At 60.7% G+C, this 17,707-nt stretch carries 15 protein-coding genes and 1 tRNA gene; 11 read left to right on the forward strand and 5 right to left on the reverse strand.

Annotated elements, in window-relative coordinates; all coding sequences use genetic code 11:
* Window positions 1-20: 20 nt before the first annotated feature.
* Window positions 21-1,607 (reverse strand): metallophosphoesterase N-terminal domain-containing protein, encoded by a 1,587-nt coding sequence (locus ACGHP5_RS06945; RefSeq protein WP_390568247.1) that lies wholly within the window; start codon window positions 1,605-1,607, stop codon window positions 21-23.
* 33 nt (window positions 1,608-1,640) lie between these two features.
* Window positions 1,641-3,227: a metallophosphoesterase N-terminal domain-containing protein gene (locus ACGHP5_RS06950; RefSeq protein ID WP_337657968.1), complete on the reverse strand. Its 1,587-nt coding sequence runs from the start codon at window positions 3,225-3,227 to the stop codon at window positions 1,641-1,643.
* A 263-nt stretch (window positions 3,228-3,490) separates the two neighbouring features.
* On the opposite strand from ACGHP5_RS06950, the gene ACGHP5_RS06955 reads away from it, so the two are divergent.
* The 3 genes from ACGHP5_RS06955 (at window position 3,491) to ACGHP5_RS06965 (ending at window position 9,046) form a co-directional block, all read left to right on the forward strand.
* Entirely contained in the window at window positions 3,491-5,158 is a 1,668-nt protein-coding gene (locus ACGHP5_RS06955; RefSeq protein ID WP_295904226.1) for a DUF6377 domain-containing protein, read from the forward strand.
* A gap of 97 nt (window positions 5,159-5,255) precedes the next feature.
* Entirely contained in the window at window positions 5,256-7,373 is a 2,118-nt protein-coding gene (locus tag ACGHP5_RS06960) for a Tex family protein (protein WP_337771790.1), read from the forward strand.
* A gap of 131 nt (window positions 7,374-7,504) precedes the next feature.
* The gene (locus ACGHP5_RS06965; RefSeq protein ID WP_337755753.1) at window positions 7,505-9,046 is read left to right on the forward strand and encodes an arylsulfatase; all 1,542 of its coding nucleotides are present in this window, start codon (window positions 7,505-7,507) and stop codon (window positions 9,044-9,046) included.
* Between the two features lie 113 nt (window positions 9,047-9,159).
* Here ACGHP5_RS06965 and ACGHP5_RS06970 read toward each other — a convergent pair whose 3' ends face one another.
* Window positions 9,160-10,338 carry a glycoside hydrolase family 130 protein gene (locus ACGHP5_RS06970; RefSeq protein WP_337755754.1) on the reverse strand — a complete coding sequence of 393 codons (1,179 nt, stop codon included), beginning with the start codon at window positions 10,336-10,338 and terminating at the stop codon, window positions 9,160-9,162.
* A 337-nt stretch (window positions 10,339-10,675) separates the two neighbouring features.
* Window positions 10,676-10,746, reverse strand: a tRNA-Cys gene (locus tag ACGHP5_RS06975).
* Between the two features lie 277 nt (window positions 10,747-11,023).
* Between ACGHP5_RS06975 and dprA the strand changes: the two genes are divergently transcribed.
* The 8 genes from dprA (at window position 11,024) to ACGHP5_RS07015 (ending at window position 16,984) form a co-directional block, all read left to right on the forward strand.
* A complete protein-coding gene (dprA, locus tag ACGHP5_RS06980) occupies window positions 11,024-12,124 on the forward strand; it encodes a DNA-processing protein DprA (RefSeq protein ID WP_390568248.1) in 1,101 nt (366 codons plus the stop codon).
* Complete coding sequence (locus ACGHP5_RS06985; protein WP_390568250.1) at window positions 12,121-12,918, forward strand: TatD family hydrolase; 798 nt, start codon at window positions 12,121-12,123, stop codon at window positions 12,916-12,918. Before dprA ends, ACGHP5_RS06985 begins: the two co-directional genes overlap by 4 nt.
* A 62-nt stretch (window positions 12,919-12,980) precedes the next feature.
* A complete protein-coding gene (locus ACGHP5_RS06990) occupies window positions 12,981-13,286 on the forward strand; it encodes a TIGR04076 family protein (protein WP_295904215.1) in 306 nt (101 codons plus the stop codon).
* Window positions 13,287-13,293: 7 nt separating this feature from the next.
* Window positions 13,294-14,322, forward strand: a complete 1,029-nt coding sequence (locus ACGHP5_RS06995; RefSeq protein WP_295904214.1) for an asparaginase — start codon at window positions 13,294-13,296, stop codon at window positions 14,320-14,322.
* Window positions 14,323-14,690: 368 nt separating this feature from the next.
* Window positions 14,691-15,443: a MotA/TolQ/ExbB proton channel family protein gene (locus tag ACGHP5_RS07000; RefSeq protein WP_290532520.1), complete on the forward strand. Its 753-nt coding sequence runs from the start codon at window positions 14,691-14,693 to the stop codon at window positions 15,441-15,443.
* A 27-nt stretch (window positions 15,444-15,470) separates the two neighbouring features.
* On the forward strand, window positions 15,471-15,890 hold the full coding sequence (locus ACGHP5_RS07005) for a hypothetical protein (protein WP_290532519.1): 420 nt from the start codon (window positions 15,471-15,473) through the stop codon (window positions 15,888-15,890).
* A 14-nt stretch (window positions 15,891-15,904) separates the two neighbouring features.
* Window positions 15,905-16,510 carry a biopolymer transporter ExbD gene (locus ACGHP5_RS07010; RefSeq protein WP_290532518.1) on the forward strand — a complete coding sequence of 202 codons (606 nt, stop codon included), beginning with the start codon at window positions 15,905-15,907 and terminating at the stop codon, window positions 16,508-16,510.
* A 3-nt stretch (window positions 16,511-16,513) separates the two neighbouring features.
* Window positions 16,514-16,984 (forward strand): ExbD/TolR family protein, encoded by a 471-nt coding sequence (locus ACGHP5_RS07015; protein WP_374048497.1) that lies wholly within the window; start codon window positions 16,514-16,516, stop codon window positions 16,982-16,984.
* 122 nt (window positions 16,985-17,106) lie between these two features.
* On the opposite strand, the gene ACGHP5_RS07020 is transcribed toward ACGHP5_RS07015, so the two are convergent.
* Window positions 17,107-17,706: a ribonuclease HII gene (locus tag ACGHP5_RS07020; protein ID WP_290532517.1), complete on the reverse strand. Its 600-nt coding sequence runs from the start codon at window positions 17,704-17,706 to the stop codon at window positions 17,107-17,109.
* Between the last annotated feature and the right edge of the window lies 1 nt (window position 17,707).

Consider the following 17,707-nt stretch of genomic DNA (forward strand, 5'->3'; position numbering starts at 1 on the left):
TAGTGTTTAGGGTGCTTCGTTTAACGTTCGATCCGCGTGACCACCCGGAAATCGCGGTTGCGGATGTGGTCCGTGCCGACGATCTCGATCTCGGCGCCGGGGTCCTTCGGGGTGTAGAGGTAGAGGCGTACGGGCTTCTGTTTGAGCCACGTGTAGCGTTCGTAGGGGACGACGCCCTCCTCGACCAGCGAGCGGGCCAGGAGGTCGTAACGCTGGACCAGTCGGCCGCGGCCGTAGGTCTGTTCGCCGTTCTCCCGGCAGACGAACGTCCAGTTGGGGGCGATGCCCCAGAAGAAGACCAGCACCGACGGCGCGCCGCCCGCGGGGTCGAGCTGCGAAGCGCTCGCGATGCCCGTATTCGAGGTCACGCCCCGGTTGTAAATCCGGAACTGCTGTTTGCTGTTGCCGTTGGCCCAGTCGACGAGCGAGCGGCTTTCGAGGCGGTCGCCCCGGAAAACGTATTCAGTGAAAGCCGCCGGATAGCCGTTGCAGCAGATGCCCTGCCGATACCACCAGTTGCCCGTGATGGCCGGGTGGACGTACTCCACCATCCGGTCGCTGATGCGCGTCGTGCCTTCGGTGTGCCAGTCGCCCGTCATAATGGTCACGTCGTAGTCCTGCAGCAGCACGAACAGTTCGTCCTTGTTCTTGAGGTTGTACCAGATGTCGTCCCACGCGCCGTTATTGGCCACGAGGGGCACATGGCAGGCCACGACGAGCTGCCGGATCTCCGGATCGAGCGCCCGGAGGTCCTTGTAGAGCCACGAAAGCTGCTCCGGGGCGATGATCTTGTCGTATTTGTTGCGTCCGTGGTAGAGCATGTCGTCGAGCACGACGTAGTGGACCTTGCCGATGTTGAACGAATAGTAGGTCGGGCCGAAATACCGGCGGTATTCGGCTTCGGCCTCGTAGTCGTTTTCGTATTTGTGGCAATGGTCGTGGTTGCCTATGACGTGGTACATCAGGAAAGGGGTATCTTTGGCCAGCCGCAGGTACTCGGGCATGCCCGTCTTGTTGCGGAACCAGTACTCCGAGTGGGTCATGTCGCCCAGATTCAGCCCGTAGACCGGCGTGCGCCGCATCAGACTGTCGGCGTACTCCACCAGCCGGGGCATGAAGTCGTTGCGGAACTGCACCGAGTCGACCGGCGCGATGACGTTGCCGCTGCCGGGCGGGATGTCGATCACGCGGCCCGAGACGTGCTCGTCGGCCACCACGAGCAGCGTGTAATCGTCGTTGGCGGCGCGCGTGAGGTGGAAATCGAACCGCTGCACCTCTTTTTTGCCCGCCGTCTTGTCGAGGGCGTAAAAGAATTTGGGCAGAAAGCCCGAATAGATCTCCGGATCGTAGCCGCGCGGCGTGGAGATCATCACGAACTCCGAGCGCGAGAGCTTGGTTTTGAGCCAGTAACGGCCTTCGGCATCGGTCTTCGTGACGTTGAAGCCGTCGGAGACGACGACCCCTTCGACACCGCGGCCTTCGCATTCGACGTAGCCCTTGACCGTAGCCCCCGGTTTGTCGGGGAGGGGCGGCAGCCCGGCGCGGACCGATGCCGCAAAGAGCACGGCGGCGGCCAGGGAAAGCAGGATTTTTGCGTTTCTCTTCATATAAAGGTTGAAATAAATCGGGTAATCGGCTGGTTATTCGATCTTCGTGTCGATGACGTGCAGCAGCGAGCCTTTCTGGTTGGCGACGGTGATGCGGACGGAGGCCGCGGGGTCCTCGGGAACGTATTGCAGCCAGTGGTCGGCCGTGCGGACCGTCGCGCACCACGAATACCGCTCCCATCCGATCAGCTCCCGGTTGCAGAAGTCGCGGTGGACGGGGTCGTAGCGCGCCACACGCGTCAGCCGCCCCGAGGTCTGCACGCCGTTCTCGTAGCAGGTGAAGGTCCAGTCGGGCCGCATCTCCCAGAGGTTGACCAGAATGGCCGGGGAGCCTCCGGCGGGGTCGGCGGAAGTGCCGGGGCCGACGGTCCCGGTATTGGTCGTGACCCCCTTGTTGTAGACGCGGTAGCGTTCCGAAGCGTACGTTTCGCCGAAGGGCACGATGCGCCGGCTCACGGAGGTCCCGTCGACGGTAAAGGCCGTGAAGGCCGCCGGAGTGCCGTCGTTGCAGAGGAGTTCGTACCACCACGTGCCGCACACGGCCGGGAGGATGTACTCCGAGGCCGTGTCGCCGATGCGGACCGAATGGGCGTGGTGCCAGTGCCCACTCAGCACCGTGAGGTTGTAACCGGCGAACAGCGCGTAGAACTCGTCGAAGTTTTCGAGGGCTTTCTTATAGGAGCCGTCGGTCTGCAGGCCGCTGACCGTCGGGACGTGCATCCCCACGACCACGTCGCGGACCGCAGGGTCCATCGCCGCGAGGTCCCTGCGGAGCCACTCCATCTGGCGGTCGTCGATCCGCGCGGCGTAGGAGTTCGCCCCCTTGTAAACCATGTCGTCGAGCACGATGTAATGGATGCTCCCCAGGTTGAACGAATAGTAGGTGGGTCCCAGCGCGGCCTTGTACTGTGCGTCGGCCGTATCGTCGGCCACCTTGTGGCAGTAGTCGTGGTTGCCGATGGCGTGGAAAACCGGAAAGCCGATCCCCTTCATCGTCTCGATGTACTGCGGAAAGGAGTAGTTTTTCGAATACCAGTACTCCGAATGGGTCATGTCGCCCAGGTTCAGCCCGTAGACGCGGTAGCCCTCGGGGGCCGAAGCGGCACAGGAGGCGATCCGGGGAATGAAACGGTCGCGGCACTGCCGGGCGTCGAGTTCGGCGACGACCGTGCCGCCGTCGTCGGGATAGCCCGGTTTGCGTCCCGAAATATGGACGTCGGCCATGACCAGCAGCAGGTGGCGGGAGTTGTCCGCGGCCGTGAGGTCGAAGTCGAAACGCTGCACGCCCTGCGCGGCGGGATCAATGGCGGCATAAAATGCGGGAAGCATTCCGTCACGGGAGGTCTCGTAGCCCGAAGGCACGGAAATCCGTACGAAATCGGCCGATGAAAGGTCGCACGTAAAGGAGTAATAGCCCGCGGCATCGGTTTTCACGACGTTCACGCCGTCGGAGACCACGACACCGGACAGGCCCTGTCCGTTGCAGCGGACGTATCCGCAGACATCCCCGGCCCCGGCGGGAGGGGGAACGGGAGCTTCGGACGGCGAGTCGGACGAGCAGCCTGCGAAAAGCGTCGATGCAAGCACGGCCAGGGAAAGACAATTCAGAATTCGGTTCATTTTCGGTTGGGGTTGCGTGTTGCCGCCTGGCAACGGGGTTTGTCGGTACGGCAAATGTACCTATAAATAGACAGCCCCCGCGGGAGGGTCCGAAAAATCAAACCCTCGAAAAACGCAACGCACTAACAACCTGCATATTGACAAAAAACAAAGCCCGTTTTATCAAACTGCGAAACGGCTCCGGAAAGGGAAGAAAGCTCCCGAAAATGTTTTTTGACACCGAAATTTGAGTATCTTGTCTGACAGAAACACGCCAATTTGCCATGAACCGAAGCCTCTGCTGCCTGCTGCTCGCCGCCGTGTTCCTCGCGACCGGCTGCCGGGACGATCTCGACCGCCAGATCGACGCGACGATCCGCGAACTGAACGACGTCATCCGGAACGAAGCGATTTACGTCGGACGCCGCCACAGCATCATCCGCAAATATCAACACATTGCCGACACCACCCGCAGCGCCCGGACCCGGGCCCGGGCCTACATCACACTGGCGGGTCATTACAGCCATTTCCAGCTCGATTCGTCGGCCTACTACTGCATGCAGGCCCGCACGCTGGCCGAACAGTTGGGCGACAAGCGGCTGATCAACGACGCCAAAGTCCGCACGGCCATCGTCCTGATCGGCAACGTCGAACTGGCGGAGGCCAACCGCGTGCTGCGGAGCGTCGACACCACGGACAGCAGGGAGGTAGATCTGACGCTTTACTACCGCACCCGGGCCACGGTGTTCCGCGAATCGAAACGCTTCAGCGTCTTCCCCGAGGTGCAGCGCCGCTACGACGATTCGCTCAAATACTACCTCAACGCCTACATCAACCGCGCGTCGGGACCGGGAATCGCCTATCAGAAAAAGAATTTCGAAGCCGAACTGCTGCGTCTCGAAGGGCGCAACGAGGAGGCGCTGGAGATGCTGGAAGGGCTGATGCGCGACGACATCGACAGCCTGGACATCTTCCAGAAAGGCAGCATCACCTATCAGGTCGCGCGCAACTACACGGACATGGGCGACATCCGGCAGGGCATGCTGTGGTCGGCGCGGGCCGCGATCTACGAACTGTCGGCCTCGACGCGCGCCCACATGTCGCTCTACCGGCTGGCGCAGGAACTCTACGCAACCGGGGACCTGCGGCTGGCAAACGCCTATATAAAACGCACGCTGAACGACCTGACGGTCAGCAACTACCGGCTGCGGATCGGCCAATACGCCGAAGCGCTGGACCTGATCACCAAATCCTTCGACAAGTCGATGCGCAGCAAACTGCTGCTGACGCTCTTCACGGCCATATCGCTCTCGGTGCTGCTGATCATCATTCTCTGGCAGGCCATCCACACCCTGCGGCGCAAACGCGAGATAGAACGGCTCAAGGACAGCTACCTCGAAATCAACCGCCGGCTGACCGACATCAACCAGCGGCTCAACGCCACCAACAACGCGCTGGTGCGCACCAACGACCAGCTCAACGACGCCAACAAGATCAAATCGGAGTATGTGAGCCAGTACATGCAGCTTTGCAGCTCCTACATCCAGCGTCTCGACACCTACCGCATGGGCATCATCAAACAACTCAAGACCGAAACCGCCGAACAGACGCTGATCGCACTGCGCTCGCAGGAACTGATTCAGACCGAGCACCGCAATTTCCTGCGGCTGTTCGACGAGACGTTCCTCGGGCTGTTCCCCGACTTCATCGAGCAGGTGCGCAACCTGCTCCACGACCCCGAACGCTTCATGCCCAAGCGGAGCCGCCAGCTCTCGACCGAACTGCGCTACCTGGCGCTCATCCGCCTGGGTGTCTCGGATTCGGCGCAGATCGCCATGTTCCTCAACAGCACCCTCTCGACGATCTACACCTACCGCGCACGGCTGCGCAACGGCCGGATCGACAAAACGTCGGACATCGAGGAGCAGATACGCAGGATCTGCCTCTCGTGAAAATACAGCCGGAAGGCGAATAAATCCGGCATCGCCCCGCCCTGCGTTTGGTTCTGCGCCCGGCTTGCGCTATCTTTGCCGAAGAACATTTCCGAACATGACCGAACAAATCATATCCCGACGACTGCAAATTCCCCTGCCCCAGGTGCAGGGAACCGTACGCCTGCTCCGCGAAGGGGCGACGATCCCCTTCATCAGCCGCTACCGCAAGGAAGCGACCGGCTCGCTCGACGAAGTGCAGGTCGCCTCCGTCAAGGAGTGGCTCGACCGGCTCACCGAACTCGAAGCCCGCAAGCAGACGGTGCTCACGACCATCGAGGGGCAGGGCAGGCTGACCCCGGAACTCGGCCGGCGCATCGCGGAGTGCTGGGACGCGGTGGAGCTGGAGGACATTTACCTGCCCTACAAGCCCAAACGCCGCACGCGGGCCACCGTGGCGCGCGAACGGGGCCTGGAGCCGCTGGCCGAAATCATCCTGGCGCAGCGGACCCGCAACGTCGCCGAGCAGGCCCGGCGGTTCGTTTCGGCCGAAGTGCCGACCCCGGAGGAGGCCCTCGCCGGAGCGTGCGACATCGTTGCCGAACGCATCTCGGAGGACGAACGCGCCCGCAACACGCTGCGCCGGACGTTCGCCCGCGAGGGCATCGTGCACTCGAAACTCGTCCGGGGCAAAGAGGCGGAAGGAGCGAAATACGCCGACTACTTCGACGCCGCGACGCCCCTGCGCAGCATCTCGTCGCACCGCTTCCTGGCCATGCGCCGCGGCGAGGAAGAGGGCATCCTGAAAATCACGGTCGACGTGGATGCCCAACGCAGCGTCGAGAGTCTCCGCCGGCTGTTCATAAGGCCCGGCTCGGCGACGCGCGAATGGATGGAAGCGGCCGTCGCCGACTCGTTCAAACGCCTGATGCGCCCCTCGATCGAGACCGAACAGCTCGCGGCGGCCAAGGAGAAGGCCGACGACGAGGCGATCCGGGTTTTCGCCGAAAACCTGCGCCAACTGCTGCTCTCGCCGCCGCTGGGACAGAAGCGCGTCGTGGCCATCGACCCGGGATTCCGCACGGGATGTAAGGTCGTGGCACTCGATTCGCAGGGCAACCTGCTGCACAACACGACCGTCTACCCCCATCCGCCGCAGAACCGGCAGGCCGAAGCGGCCGAGACGCTGAAATCGCTGGCCGCCGAGTACAAAGCCGAAGCGTTCGCCATCGGGGACGGCACGGCGGGCCGTGAAACCGAACAGCTGGTCCGCGGACTGGGGCTGGAAGGCGTGGAGGTCTTCATGGTGAGCGAGGACGGCGCGTCGGTCTACTCGGCGTCGGCCGTGGCGCGCGAGGAGTTTTCGGAATACGACGTAACGGTGCGCGGGGCCGTGAGTATCGGACGCCGCCTGATCGACCCGCTCTCGGAACTGGTCAAGATCGACCCCAAGTCGATCGGCGTGGGCCAGTATCAGCACAGTGTCGATCAGACGAAACTCAAGGCACGGCTCCAGACGGTCGTGGAGAGCTGCGTCAACCGGGTGGGCGTCAATATCAACACCGCGTCGAAGCACATCCTGACCTACATATCGGGGCTGGGTCCCGCGCTGGCGGAGAACATCGTGGCCTACCGTGCGGCGAACGGGGACTTCAAAAGCCGCAGGGCACTGCTCAAAGTGCCGCGGCTGGGGGCCAAGGCCTTCGAGCAGGCGGCCGGGTTCCTGCGGGTCGTGGGAGGCGCGAATCCGCTGGACAACAGCGCCGTGCACCCGGAATCGTATGCCGTCGTCGAGCGGATGACCGCCGACGCGGGCGTGACGGTCGAACGCCTGCTGGCCGACAAACAGCTGCGCAGCGGGCTGAAACCCGAACGCTACGTGAGCGGAGAGGTGGGGCTGCCGACCGTGACGGACATCCTCGAGGCGCTGGACAAACGGGGACTCGACCCGCGCGAGCAGCTGCAGGTCTTCGCGTTCGACCCCAACGTGCACTCGATCGGCGACCTGCGCGAAGGAATGCTCCTGCCGGGCATCGTCACCAACATCACGGCTTTCGGGGCTTTCGTCGACATCGGTGTCAAGCAGGACGGACTGGTGCACATCTCGCAGCTGGCCGACCGCTACGTGGCTTCGCCGGCCGATGTGGTGCACCTGGGACAGCACGTCGAGGTGCGGGTGACGGGCGTGGATACCGTTCGCGGACGCATTGCGCTCTCGATGCGCCGCGAAGCATAAAAGACCGGATCAAGCGAGGCACTGCAACGGCCATCCTGGTCGAAAAATGGCCTTTTAAGGTCGAATATTGTCCGCCCGGCCCGTAAAACATCGCTACCTTTGGGTATTCAAACCATTAACCCATTTGTCCGATGAGAAAAAACAACCTGTTCATTACCTCGTCATGCCTGCTGGGCGCACTGGCCTCGTGCTACGGAGCCTTCGGAAAGAACCCGCGGCCCAACGTCATCCTGATCCTCGCCGACGACATGGGAATCGGCGACATACGGGGACTTAACCCCGATTCGCAGATCGAGACCCCCCGGCTCGACGAAATGTGCAACCGCGGCATCGCGTTCACCGATGCGCACGCGTCGTCCGCACTCTCCACACCCTCGCGCTACTCGATCCTCACCGGCCGCTACAACTGGCGCTCGACGAAAAAAGGCGGCGTGCTCGGCGTCATGTCGCCCCCGATGATCGCGACGGGCCGCAACACCATCGCCGACATGTTCCGAGCCTGCGGCTACACGACGGCGGCCATCGGCAAGTGGCACCTGGGGTGGGACTGGACGTACAAGGAAGGCAAGGCGAAAACCGTCGACAACATCGACTTCACGAAACGCGTGGCCAACGGTCCCACCGACCGGGGATTCGACTATTTCTACGGACTGACCTCGCCGTCCGGGCCTCCGCACCTCTACATGGTCAACGACATGGCGGAGAAACAGCCGAACACGAGATTCGAAGACTCCGGCGGCGGACTGTACAGAATCAAGGGCGGCATCGGCCACAGCGACTGGAGCGCCGACGGCATGCAGCCCCACCTGGCGGACAAGATGCTCGACTACCTCGACGACAACAAAAATTCCGACAAGCCGTTCTTCCTCTACATGGCGCTGACGGCTCCCCACATTCCGCTTTTCCCGAGCAAGGAGTTCAAAGGAAAATCCAGGATCGGCGACTACGGCGACCTGGTGATGATGATAGACGACATCGTGGGCAGGGTCAACCGAAAGCTGAAGGAGATCGGCAAGTACGACGACACGATCGTCATGTTCGCCGCCGACAACGGCTGCGCCGGTTACATCAACATGGACAAAATAAACCGGAAAGGACACTATCCGTCCTATATTTACCGGGGCTACAAGTCGCACGGCTGGGAAGGCGGCCACCGCATCCCCTTCATCCTGTCGTGGGGCGACCGGTACGGACACGTGACCGACAATTCGCTCGTCTCGCTGACCGATCTGTACGCCACGTTCGCCGACATGCTCGGCTATCGGACGGCCGACGACGAGGCCGAAGACAGTTTCAGCTTCTGGCCGATACTCGACGGCTCGGGCAACTCCGCCCGGACCGATTTGATCGCCACGTCGGGAGCCGGCTATTTCACCTACCGGACGCCGCAGTACAAACTGATATTCAACGCGGGAAACGGCTCCGGCGATGAATACAGGATCGACGGACAGCCCCCGCTGCAATTCTACGACATGGTCAGCGATCCCGAAGAGAAAGTCAACCGGATAGACGATCCGGAATACGCCGGCCGGATCCGGGAGATGGCCGCCCGGGTGAAGAAATACATCGAGGACGGCCGATCGACGCCCGGGGCAAAAGCCGCCAACGACGGCGGCAATTCCTGGAAACAGATCACCGACATAATGAGCGGCCTGTACGCCGGAAACCGGTAAGAACGAAACGGCCCGGGGAACGCCGGGACCGAAGTCCTGTTCCGATCGAAAAACCTCCGCATCCCGGGATCGGGATGCGGAGGTTTTCAGTCGGCGGCAACGCGCGCGGAACGTCAGGCTTCGGGCGTTTCGGGAACAGAATCGCCCGGCGCGGCGGCGGCAGGGTCGTAAACAGCCACGCCGACCTGCGAATCGGCGCATCCGTAGTAGAGATACCACTTGGATTTGTAGTAGACCAGCCCCTCGATGAAAACCGTGCCGTCCTTGTACTGGCCGCTCTTCTCGAAAGTGTCCATGGGCCGGAAGAAAGGCACGTCGAGGCGTCCGATGAGCTTGTCCGGCGCTGCGGCGTCGAACAGCAGCTGCCCGGCGGAGTAGGTTCCGCCCGGATAACGCATGTCGCGGCGCGAATCGGTACGGTTCCGCCCGTTGTAAAGCACCAGGATCCCCTTGTCGGTCAGAACGGCCGGAGGACCGCACTCGGTCAAATCGCTGTCGAAATAGCCCTCGCGCGGGTAGACCACGCCTTTCAGCTCCCCTTTCTCATTCAGTTCGGGCGTCCAGTCGATCAGGTTGTCCGACGTGGCGATGTTGACCATCCGCTCGCCCCAGTACATCAGGTATTTGCCGTTTACCCGCGTGACGACGAGCCTGTCGCCGTCGAGCCGGGTCACGATTGAGGCGGATTTGCTCTTCAGGTCCCGGAAACGGCCGTCATAAGCCTTCTCGAAGGCGAAGCCGTGCTTCGTCCAGTTCACCAGGTCGGGCGAGGTCGCTACGCAGAGCCGCGGAATGCGGCGGTTCCACGCCGTGTAGAGCATGACGTAGGTTCCGTCCTCGGTCATGGCGACGCGCGGGTCCTCGCAGCCTCCCGGCCACTCGTTCTCCTTCTGATTGTCTTCGGCCGGGAAAAGCACCGGATCGCGGCGCAGCTGCATCGTCACGCCGTCCCCGGTTTCGGCCAGGCCGATACGCGAAGTGCGTTTGCCGATGCCCGTCGCCGAATTGTCCTCGGCGCGGAAGAGGACGCAGATTTTACCGTCCCGGACGGTGGCGGCGGGATTGAACGTGTCGCTCTCCATCCATCCGACGGAATCCCGGCGCATCGGGCAGAAAAACCGGATCTGCGGGTCGGGAGTAATGACGGGATTGGCCCCGGCGGGACGAACGAAGCCGCCGAGCGCCCATTCCGGCAGCCGGTTTTCGCCTTTTTCCGGCCCGGAGGAACAGCCTCCGCAACAGAAAACGGCGCTACCGAACGCCAGCAGCAGGATTTTGAATGATCTCTTCATAAAATTCAGGTTCATGTTTTGGTTCCACTTGAATCCGCGACAGCGGACTTTGTCGGGAACAAAAGTACATAAAATAAAAAAATTACGCCCGCACACCCTGCTTTTTTCGACGTGGAATCTTTGAACCGGCTGCGCACAGCGCAACTATTCACGAACGGATTGTTCACGGACGATGCGGTCAGCGGCCCTCATGACGGGAAGTTGTTCGGAAAATACACCTGCAAAACTCCGGGTGCCAACACCTTTCATCCAATAGAAAGCGTCTGTTTTTACGAACAAAATCAGGAACAAATCCAAACAAAAAATGGGATATACTATAATATATCCCATTTTCAAGAGGTCTGAAGCGGATTCGAACCGCTGTACAAGGTTTTGCAGACCTTTGCCTAGCCACTCGGCCATCAGACCATCATTTTTCCCGCTGCACCCTCTCTGCACCAACCTAACCCTATCAGCCTTCTTCGCTCCCTTCCAAACAACCGGAACTCAAACCACAGACGGCCACTCTCCGGCCCGGGGAACGTTCGGAACTAATTCCCAAGCGCATCGGGAGTGCAAATATACGAACAATTCTGATTTTTGCAAAACTTCTGCCCAACTTTGCATTATTTCCCGAATAAATTCCCGTTATTTCCCAAAAACCGCTACCTTTATCGTCTGCAAAAACGATTTTTCATTCGCGGCTATGACCATCGAGGATATTGCCCTTCAGATGACTCCGGGCATCGGCATAAAAGGAGCCGTGCATCTGCTGGAGCGGTTCGGCGATGCGCGGAGCATCTTTGCCGCCACGGCCGACGAACTCGCCGCCAAAGCCGGTCTGCGGCCCGATACGGCACAGCAGATCGTCCGCCGGAAAGGATTTCCGGCCGCTGAAAGGGAACTCGCCCACTGCCGCCGCAACGGCATCGCGGCCGTCGCCTCCACCGACCCGGAATACCCGCCACTGCTGCGCGAAATTACTGATTATCCCCACGTAATATACATCAAGGGTTGTGTCGAGGCCCTCTCGGCGCGTTGTATCTCCATCGTAGGAACACGCGAGGCGACGCCTTACGGACAGACGGCCTGCAACCGGCTGGTCGGAGGACTCGCGGAACGGATTCCGGGGCTTTCGGTCGTGAGCGGCCTGGCCTTCGGAATCGACGTTGCGGCGCACCGCGCGGCACTCGAGGCAGGGGTGCAGACCGTCGCCGTGGTGGCCAACCCCCTGCCCGGGGTGACGCCCGCCCAGCATACGGACGTGGCGCGCGACATACTCGTCCACGGAGGCGCGCTGGTCACGGAACTGCATTCGCAATCGAAGCAGAACGGTAACTTCTACCTGGCGCGGAACCGCATCATCGCGGGGCTGAGCGCGGGGTGCATCGTCGTCGAGTCGCCCGACAGCGGCGGATCGCTCTTCACGGCCCACTGCGCCGACTCCTACGACCGCACGGTGATGGCCGTGCCGGGACGCATCACCGACCGGGCGTCGGCGGGCACGAACCACCTGATCCGCAACCGCAAAGCGCAGTTGGTGCTGACGGCCGACGACGTGATCCGCGAACTGATGTGGGACCTCGGGGAGAATCCCGCGACACTGCGCGCGAAGCCCCCGACACCGGAACTGACGCCCGACGAAGCGGGACTGCTCGGCTGTTTCCGCACGGACGACCCGCTTTCGGTCGAAGCACTCGGGGAGCTGACGGGGCTGAATCCCGGCGAACTGGCGACGCTGCTCGTAGGGCTGGAACTGGCAGGCGCCGTGCGCCAGCTGCCCGGGAACCGATACATGAAGCTATGAAACTGACAGATACGCATTCACACCTTTACGACGAAGCGTTCGACCGCGACCGCGAAGAGGCTTTGACGCGCGCCGCGGCCGAAGGGGTCGGACGGCTGCTGCTCCCGGCCATCGATTCCGAAAGCCACGAACGGTTGTTCGGGCTTTGCCGCCGCCATCCGCAGCGGTGCGTGCCGATGATGGGACTGCACCCGACTTCGGTGAACGACAATCCCCGCTGGCGGGAGGAGCTGGAGCTGGTCGAAAATTACCTCCGGACGCCGCCCGAGGGAATCGCGGGGTTCTGCGCCGTGGGCGAAATCGGGCTGGACCTTTACTGGAGCCGCGATTTCCGGAAAGAGCAGACCGAGGCGTTCCGCCGTCAGATCGACTTCGCGCTGCAATACGGACTGCCGATCGCCGTGCATACGCGCGACGCCTGGCCCGAGACCGTCGACATCATGCGCGAGTACCGCAGCCGGGGTGTCAGGGGCGTTTTCCATGCCTATTCCGACGGAATCGAAACCTATCGAGAACTGAAGGAGTACGGCAATTTCGTTTTCGGGATCGGCGGCGTGGTGACCTTTAAAAAGAGCAAACTGGCGGAGACCGTGCGCGAAATGGAACTGCGGGACCTCGTGCTCGAAACCGACTGCCCCTACCTCACGCCCGCGCCTCACCGGGGCGAGCGCAACGAATCGGCCTGGGTGCGTTACGTCTGCGAAAAAGTCGCCCAGATCAAGGGACTGACCCCGGAAGAGGTCGCGGAGGCGACGACGGCCAATGCCGAACGGATGTTCGGACTGACCCAATAGACGGATCCCTCGCGGAGCGGCGCCCGCTCCCGGCCCGATAAATCACGACACGATACGACTCTATGAAAAAAATAAAAATCACGGTGATCCGCAAGGCCTGCTACAAGGATTTAATGGAGCAGTACGAAAATCCCATCGAACATGCGTGCGACATGCGCGAAGGGCAGGTTTTCATCGCCGACGGCTGGCAGAAACCCGAAGGGCTGTGCGACAGCGCCTGGCAGACGCTTTCGCCCTTCGTCATGACGCTGGCGCACGGCGGCACGAACATCTACGACGGCTGGATGAAAAATCCCGCCTCGGCGATGATCTCCTGCAACGACGGATTCCGCCCCGTGAGTTTCCTGGTCGAAACATTAGAAAAATAAAAACGCTATGCGATCCTCCATTCTGATCATCTACACGGGCGGAACCATCGGCATGAAGACCGACGACGCCACCGGGGCGCTGGTCCCCTTCGATTTCAGCGGCATTTACGACGAGTTCCCCTCGCTGAAACGCCTCAACGTCGACATCGACGTGCACACGGTGTCGCCCGTGATCGACTCCTCGAACGTGGAGCCGGCGAACTGGGTGGCCCTCGCCCGTCTGATCCGCGACAACTACGCCCGCTACGACGGGTTCGTCGTGCTGCACGGAACCGACACCATGTCCTATACGGCATCGGCCTTGAGCTTCATGCTTGAAAATCTCGCCAAACCCGTGGTCTTCACCGGAAGCCAGATTCCGATCGGCGTACTGCGCACCGACGGGCGAGAGAACCTCATCACGGCCATCGAGATCGCCGGGGCGCGCATCGGCGGCCGCCCCGAGGTTCCCGAGGTGTCGCTCTATTTCCAGAACCGGCTTTTCCGCGCAAACCGCACCACCAAACGCAGCGCCGAAGCCTTGAGCGCCTTCCGCTCCTACAACTACCCGCCGCTGGCCGAAGTCGGGGTCAACATCGCCTACAACCTCCCGGCGATCCTGCAACCCGAAGAGTCGCCGGCGGAACTGCGCATCGCCACAAAACTCTCCGGAGGCATCGAGCTGATCAAGCTCTTCCCGGGAATGGGCGAGGAGATCCTGCGGGCCATGTTCTCGGCCCCGGGACTGCGGGCCGTGGTGCTCGAAACCTTCGGCGCTGGCAACGCCCCCACCTCCGAATGGTTCATCCGCGTCATCGGGGAGGCCGTCGCACGCGGAATCATCATCCTCAACATCACGCAGTGCGGCGGGGGCCGCGTCTCGATGGAGTTGTACGAAACGGGACTCAAACTGCAAAAAACCGGCGTCCTGTGCGGCTACGACATGACCACCGAAGCCGCCGTGACCAAACTGATGTACGTGCTCGGGCTGGGACTTCCGGACGACGAGGCACGCATGCTCCTGCGCAAGCCCCTGCGCGGAGAATTTACGGCATAAGCCATTGCACGGAACGATTTTTTTTTCTATATTTCGCACTGCTAACGTACCCTTCCCGCAGGGACCATTGGGCGGAGACGGGCACAGCGAACAGGCAAAAATATTGATTTACAGCTATTTGATCGAGTCCGGGGTGAATTATCCGGGATTCGGCTCTACGCGCAGGAATAACCTTCCGCAACGGCCCCGGAGCACAAAAGGACGCCCCAAACGCTGCGAAAGACAAAAAAAATAATTATTTTTAGTGAAAAAATAACCCGGCGGAAACGCCCGAAAAGAAAAAAGAACCCGACCGACCGGAAAACGAAGAAACCAAAACACAACAATAAAAAATCAACTAATCAAAATTTAATTTATCCAACACAACTATGAAAAAACTTTTTTTGATTCCGTCGGCTGCCCTGTCCGTACTGGGTACCGTTAGTGCGTTCGCACAGGATGCCGCTGCCGCAACCGAAACGGTTGTCGCTGAAACCCAGATCGCCGGCGACAGCCTGCACCACGTCATGATGCAGAAGTTCCTCGAAGGCGGTTGGGAGTGGATGCTTCCGGTGCTCCTCTGCCTGGTGATCGGTCTGGCCGTAGCCATCGAGCGTATTCTGTACCTGTCGCTCGCGACGATCAACTCGAAGAAACTCATCGCATCCGTCGAGGAAGCACTCAAGAACGGCGGCGTAGAGGCTGCCAAGGAAGTTTGCCGCAACACCCGCGGCCCGATCGCTTCGATCTACTACCAGGGTCTCGACCGTTACGACCAGGGTCTCGACGCCGTCGAGAAAGCCGTCGTTTCCTACGGCTCGGTTCAGACCGGCCAGATGGAGTCGGGTCTTTCGTGGATCGGCCTGTTCATCGCCCTTTCGCCTATGTTGGGATTTATGGGTACCGTCGTCGGTATGATCGCGGCGTTCGACGCCATCCAGGCTGCCGGTGACATCAGCCCGACGCTGGTTGCAGGCGGTATCAAGGTCGCCCTGCTGACGACCCTTATGGGTCTTATCGCTGCGGTTATTCTTCAGCTGTTCTACAACTATATCGTTTCGAAGATCGACTCGCTCGTCAACGATATGGAGGATTCGTCCATCACGCTGATGGATATTCTGACGGCTTACAACAAGAAATAATCGAACGCTGAAAAGTCAAAAGCAATTATGAAAAAGATTTTAAACATATTGCTGGGTGTTCTGATGGCCATCACCGTAGTCCTTATGGTCTACGCGATCGCCACCGGCGGCTCGGACGCATCGATCAGCGTGAACCTGATGTGGGGATACTTCCTCTTCGTGTTCGCTGTCGCTGCGGCTATTTTCTGCGCCGTTTTCGGAATGATTCAGAACCCGGCAGGCATCAAGGGAACCATCCTGTCCCTGGCGTTGATCATCGTTATCGTGGGCGTGTCGTACTTCTACTCGGCAGGCCACACGGTGAACATCGTCGACCTCCAGAACAACGGGTTCTTCGGCCACGGTGAAACCGTAATTACCGAAACGAGCATCCTCGTAACCTATGTTGCATGCGTCGCCGCTTTCGTGACGGCCGTAGCAACCGAGATCTGGGGCGCATTCAAATAACCGAGTAAGACACAATGGCAACAGATAAAAGAAAAATCCAGGAGATCAATGCCGGTTCTATGGCCGACATCGCCTTCCTGCTGCTGATTTTCTTCCTGGTGGCCACTACCATGAATACCGACACGGGTCTGGTGCGCATGCTTCCGCCGATGCCTCCTGAGGATCAACCCCAGGATGAAATCAAGGTCAAGGAGCGCAACCTCTTCCTGGTGTTCATCAACGGTAGGGGCGACATCATGGCAGGAGCTGCGGGAAAACAGGAGGCGATCGACCTGCTTCAACTCAAGGACAGGACCAAAGAGTTCATCCTCAATCCGCTGGATGACGAGAACCTGCCCGAGAAGGCGAACAAGGACATTGAACTTCCCGACGGCGGCAAGTGGGTATACCCCGTGAGCGAAGGCGTCGTCTCGCTGCAGACGACCCGGGACACGGGCTACCAGTCCTATATCATGGTGCAGAACGAACTCACGCGCGCATTCAACGAAGTGCGTGACGAAGTGGCACAGCGTAAATTCGGCGCAAAATTCGCGGATCTTCCCGAGGAGTTGCGCAATGCAGTATCGAAGGCCGTACCTCTGAAGATTTCGGAGGCTGAACCGCGTAACATTAAGAAGTAAGCCATGGCAGTAATGAAAAAGAAGGGCAGCAAAGGTCTGCCCCCTATCTCGACCGCTTCGCTTCCTGACGTGATCTTCATGATCCTCTTCTTCTTTATGGTCTCGACGACCATGCGCGATCAGGAACTGCTGGTGAGATACAGACTTCCGGAAGCCACCGAGGTGCAGAAACTGGAGAAGAAATCGCTCGTAAGTTTCATCCACATCGGTCCCCCGGCAATGACGATGCAGGCGAAATTCGGAACCGCGCCGCGCATCCAGTTGAACGACTCTTACAAATCGACCCGGGACATCCTGGACTTCGTCGCCGCCGAGCGCGATAAGCTCTCCGAAGCCGACCGCGCTTCGATGACGATCTGCCTCAAGGCCGACGAAGCTACGAAAATGGGTATCGTGACCGACGTCAAGCAGGAGCTGCGTCGCGCCAACGCCCTGAAACTCTCCTATGCGGCTTCCAAGTCGCTGGGATACTGATCCGGAGATTTCAGTTGAAAAAGAGCAGGCTTACGGCCTGCTCTTTTTGTTTGATCGGGAATGCAGGGAATATGCGGCAAACGCGCCGCCATCATCGGACACGTCAGAGGGAGAGGGAGGCGTCAGAAAGGGAACTCCAACTGGTCGATCTCGTGGTTGAACGTCAGCCGGTGGTGGGGCGTCAGACCGTGTTCGCGAATCGCCAGCCGGTGCTCGCGCGTCGGATAGCCCTTGTTCTTCGCCCAACCGTACTGGGGAAACTCTTCGGCGATGCGGAGCATATACTCGTCGCGGTGGGTCTTGGCAAGCACCGAAGCCGCGGCGATGTCGGCGTATTTGCCGTCGCCCTTGACAATGCAGCGCCAGGGAATTTCGAGGCGTGTGCGGAACCGGTTGCCGTCGATGGCCAGAAACGCCGGCGAGGGATCGAGGCGCGCCACGGCCAGCGACATGCCCTCGAACGAAGCGTTCAGGATGTTGATTTCGTCGATCCGCGCGGCGGAGACCGCCTCGACAGCCCACGCGACGGCCTCGCGCTCGATGACGGCCCGCAGTTTTTCGCGGTTGCGTTCGGTCATCTGCTTCGAGTCGTTGAGCAGCGGGTCGTGGAAATCGGGCGGCAGCATCACGGCCGCCGCAAACACCGGCCCGGCCAGGCATCCCCGTCCGGCTTCGTCGCACCCGGCCTCCGAAAGGTCGTATTGATACTGGTTTTCTAACATC

Source organism: Alistipes sp. i18-0019-D1, assembly GCF_042852885.1.
In the GTDB taxonomy this organism is placed as follows: Bacteria; Bacteroidota; Bacteroidia; order Bacteroidales; family Rikenellaceae; genus Alistipes.

Bases quoted from the DNA above. Each gene is read 5' to 3' on its own strand.
- ACGHP5_RS06945 (WP_390568247.1), bottom strand. From the start codon at position 1,607: ATGAAGAGAAACGCAAAAATCCTGCTTTCCCTGGCCGCCGCCGTGCTC.
- ACGHP5_RS06950 (WP_337657968.1), bottom strand. From the start codon at position 3,227: ATGAACCGAATTCTGAATTGTCTTTCCCTGGCCGTGCTTGCATCGACG.
- ACGHP5_RS06955 (WP_295904226.1), top strand. From the start codon at position 3,491: ATGAACCGAAGCCTCTGCTGCCTGCTGCTCGCCGCCGTGTTCCTCGCG.
- ACGHP5_RS06960 (WP_337771790.1), top strand. From the start codon at position 5,256: ATGACCGAACAAATCATATCCCGACGACTGCAAATTCCCCTGCCCCAG.
- ACGHP5_RS06965 (WP_337755753.1), top strand. From the start codon at position 7,505: ATGAGAAAAAACAACCTGTTCATTACCTCGTCATGCCTGCTGGGCGCA.
- ACGHP5_RS06970 (WP_337755754.1), bottom strand. From the start codon at position 10,338: ATGAAGAGATCATTCAAAATCCTGCTGCTGGCGTTCGGTAGCGCCGTT.
- dprA (WP_390568248.1), top strand. From the start codon at position 11,024: ATGACCATCGAGGATATTGCCCTTCAGATGACTCCGGGCATCGGCATA.
- ACGHP5_RS06985 (WP_390568250.1), top strand. From the start codon at position 12,121: ATGAAACTGACAGATACGCATTCACACCTTTACGACGAAGCGTTCGAC.
- ACGHP5_RS06990 (WP_295904215.1), top strand. From the start codon at position 12,981: ATGAAAAAAATAAAAATCACGGTGATCCGCAAGGCCTGCTACAAGGAT.
- ACGHP5_RS06995 (WP_295904214.1), top strand. From the start codon at position 13,294: ATGCGATCCTCCATTCTGATCATCTACACGGGCGGAACCATCGGCATG.
- ACGHP5_RS07000 (WP_290532520.1), top strand. From the start codon at position 14,691: ATGAAAAAACTTTTTTTGATTCCGTCGGCTGCCCTGTCCGTACTGGGT.
- ACGHP5_RS07005 (WP_290532519.1), top strand. From the start codon at position 15,471: ATGAAAAAGATTTTAAACATATTGCTGGGTGTTCTGATGGCCATCACC.
- ACGHP5_RS07010 (WP_290532518.1), top strand. From the start codon at position 15,905: ATGGCAACAGATAAAAGAAAAATCCAGGAGATCAATGCCGGTTCTATG.
- ACGHP5_RS07015 (WP_374048497.1), top strand. From the start codon at position 16,514: ATGGCAGTAATGAAAAAGAAGGGCAGCAAAGGTCTGCCCCCTATCTCG.
- ACGHP5_RS07020 (WP_290532517.1), bottom strand. From the start codon at position 17,706: ATGTTAGAAAACCAGTATCAATACGACCTTTCGGAGGCCGGGTGCGAC.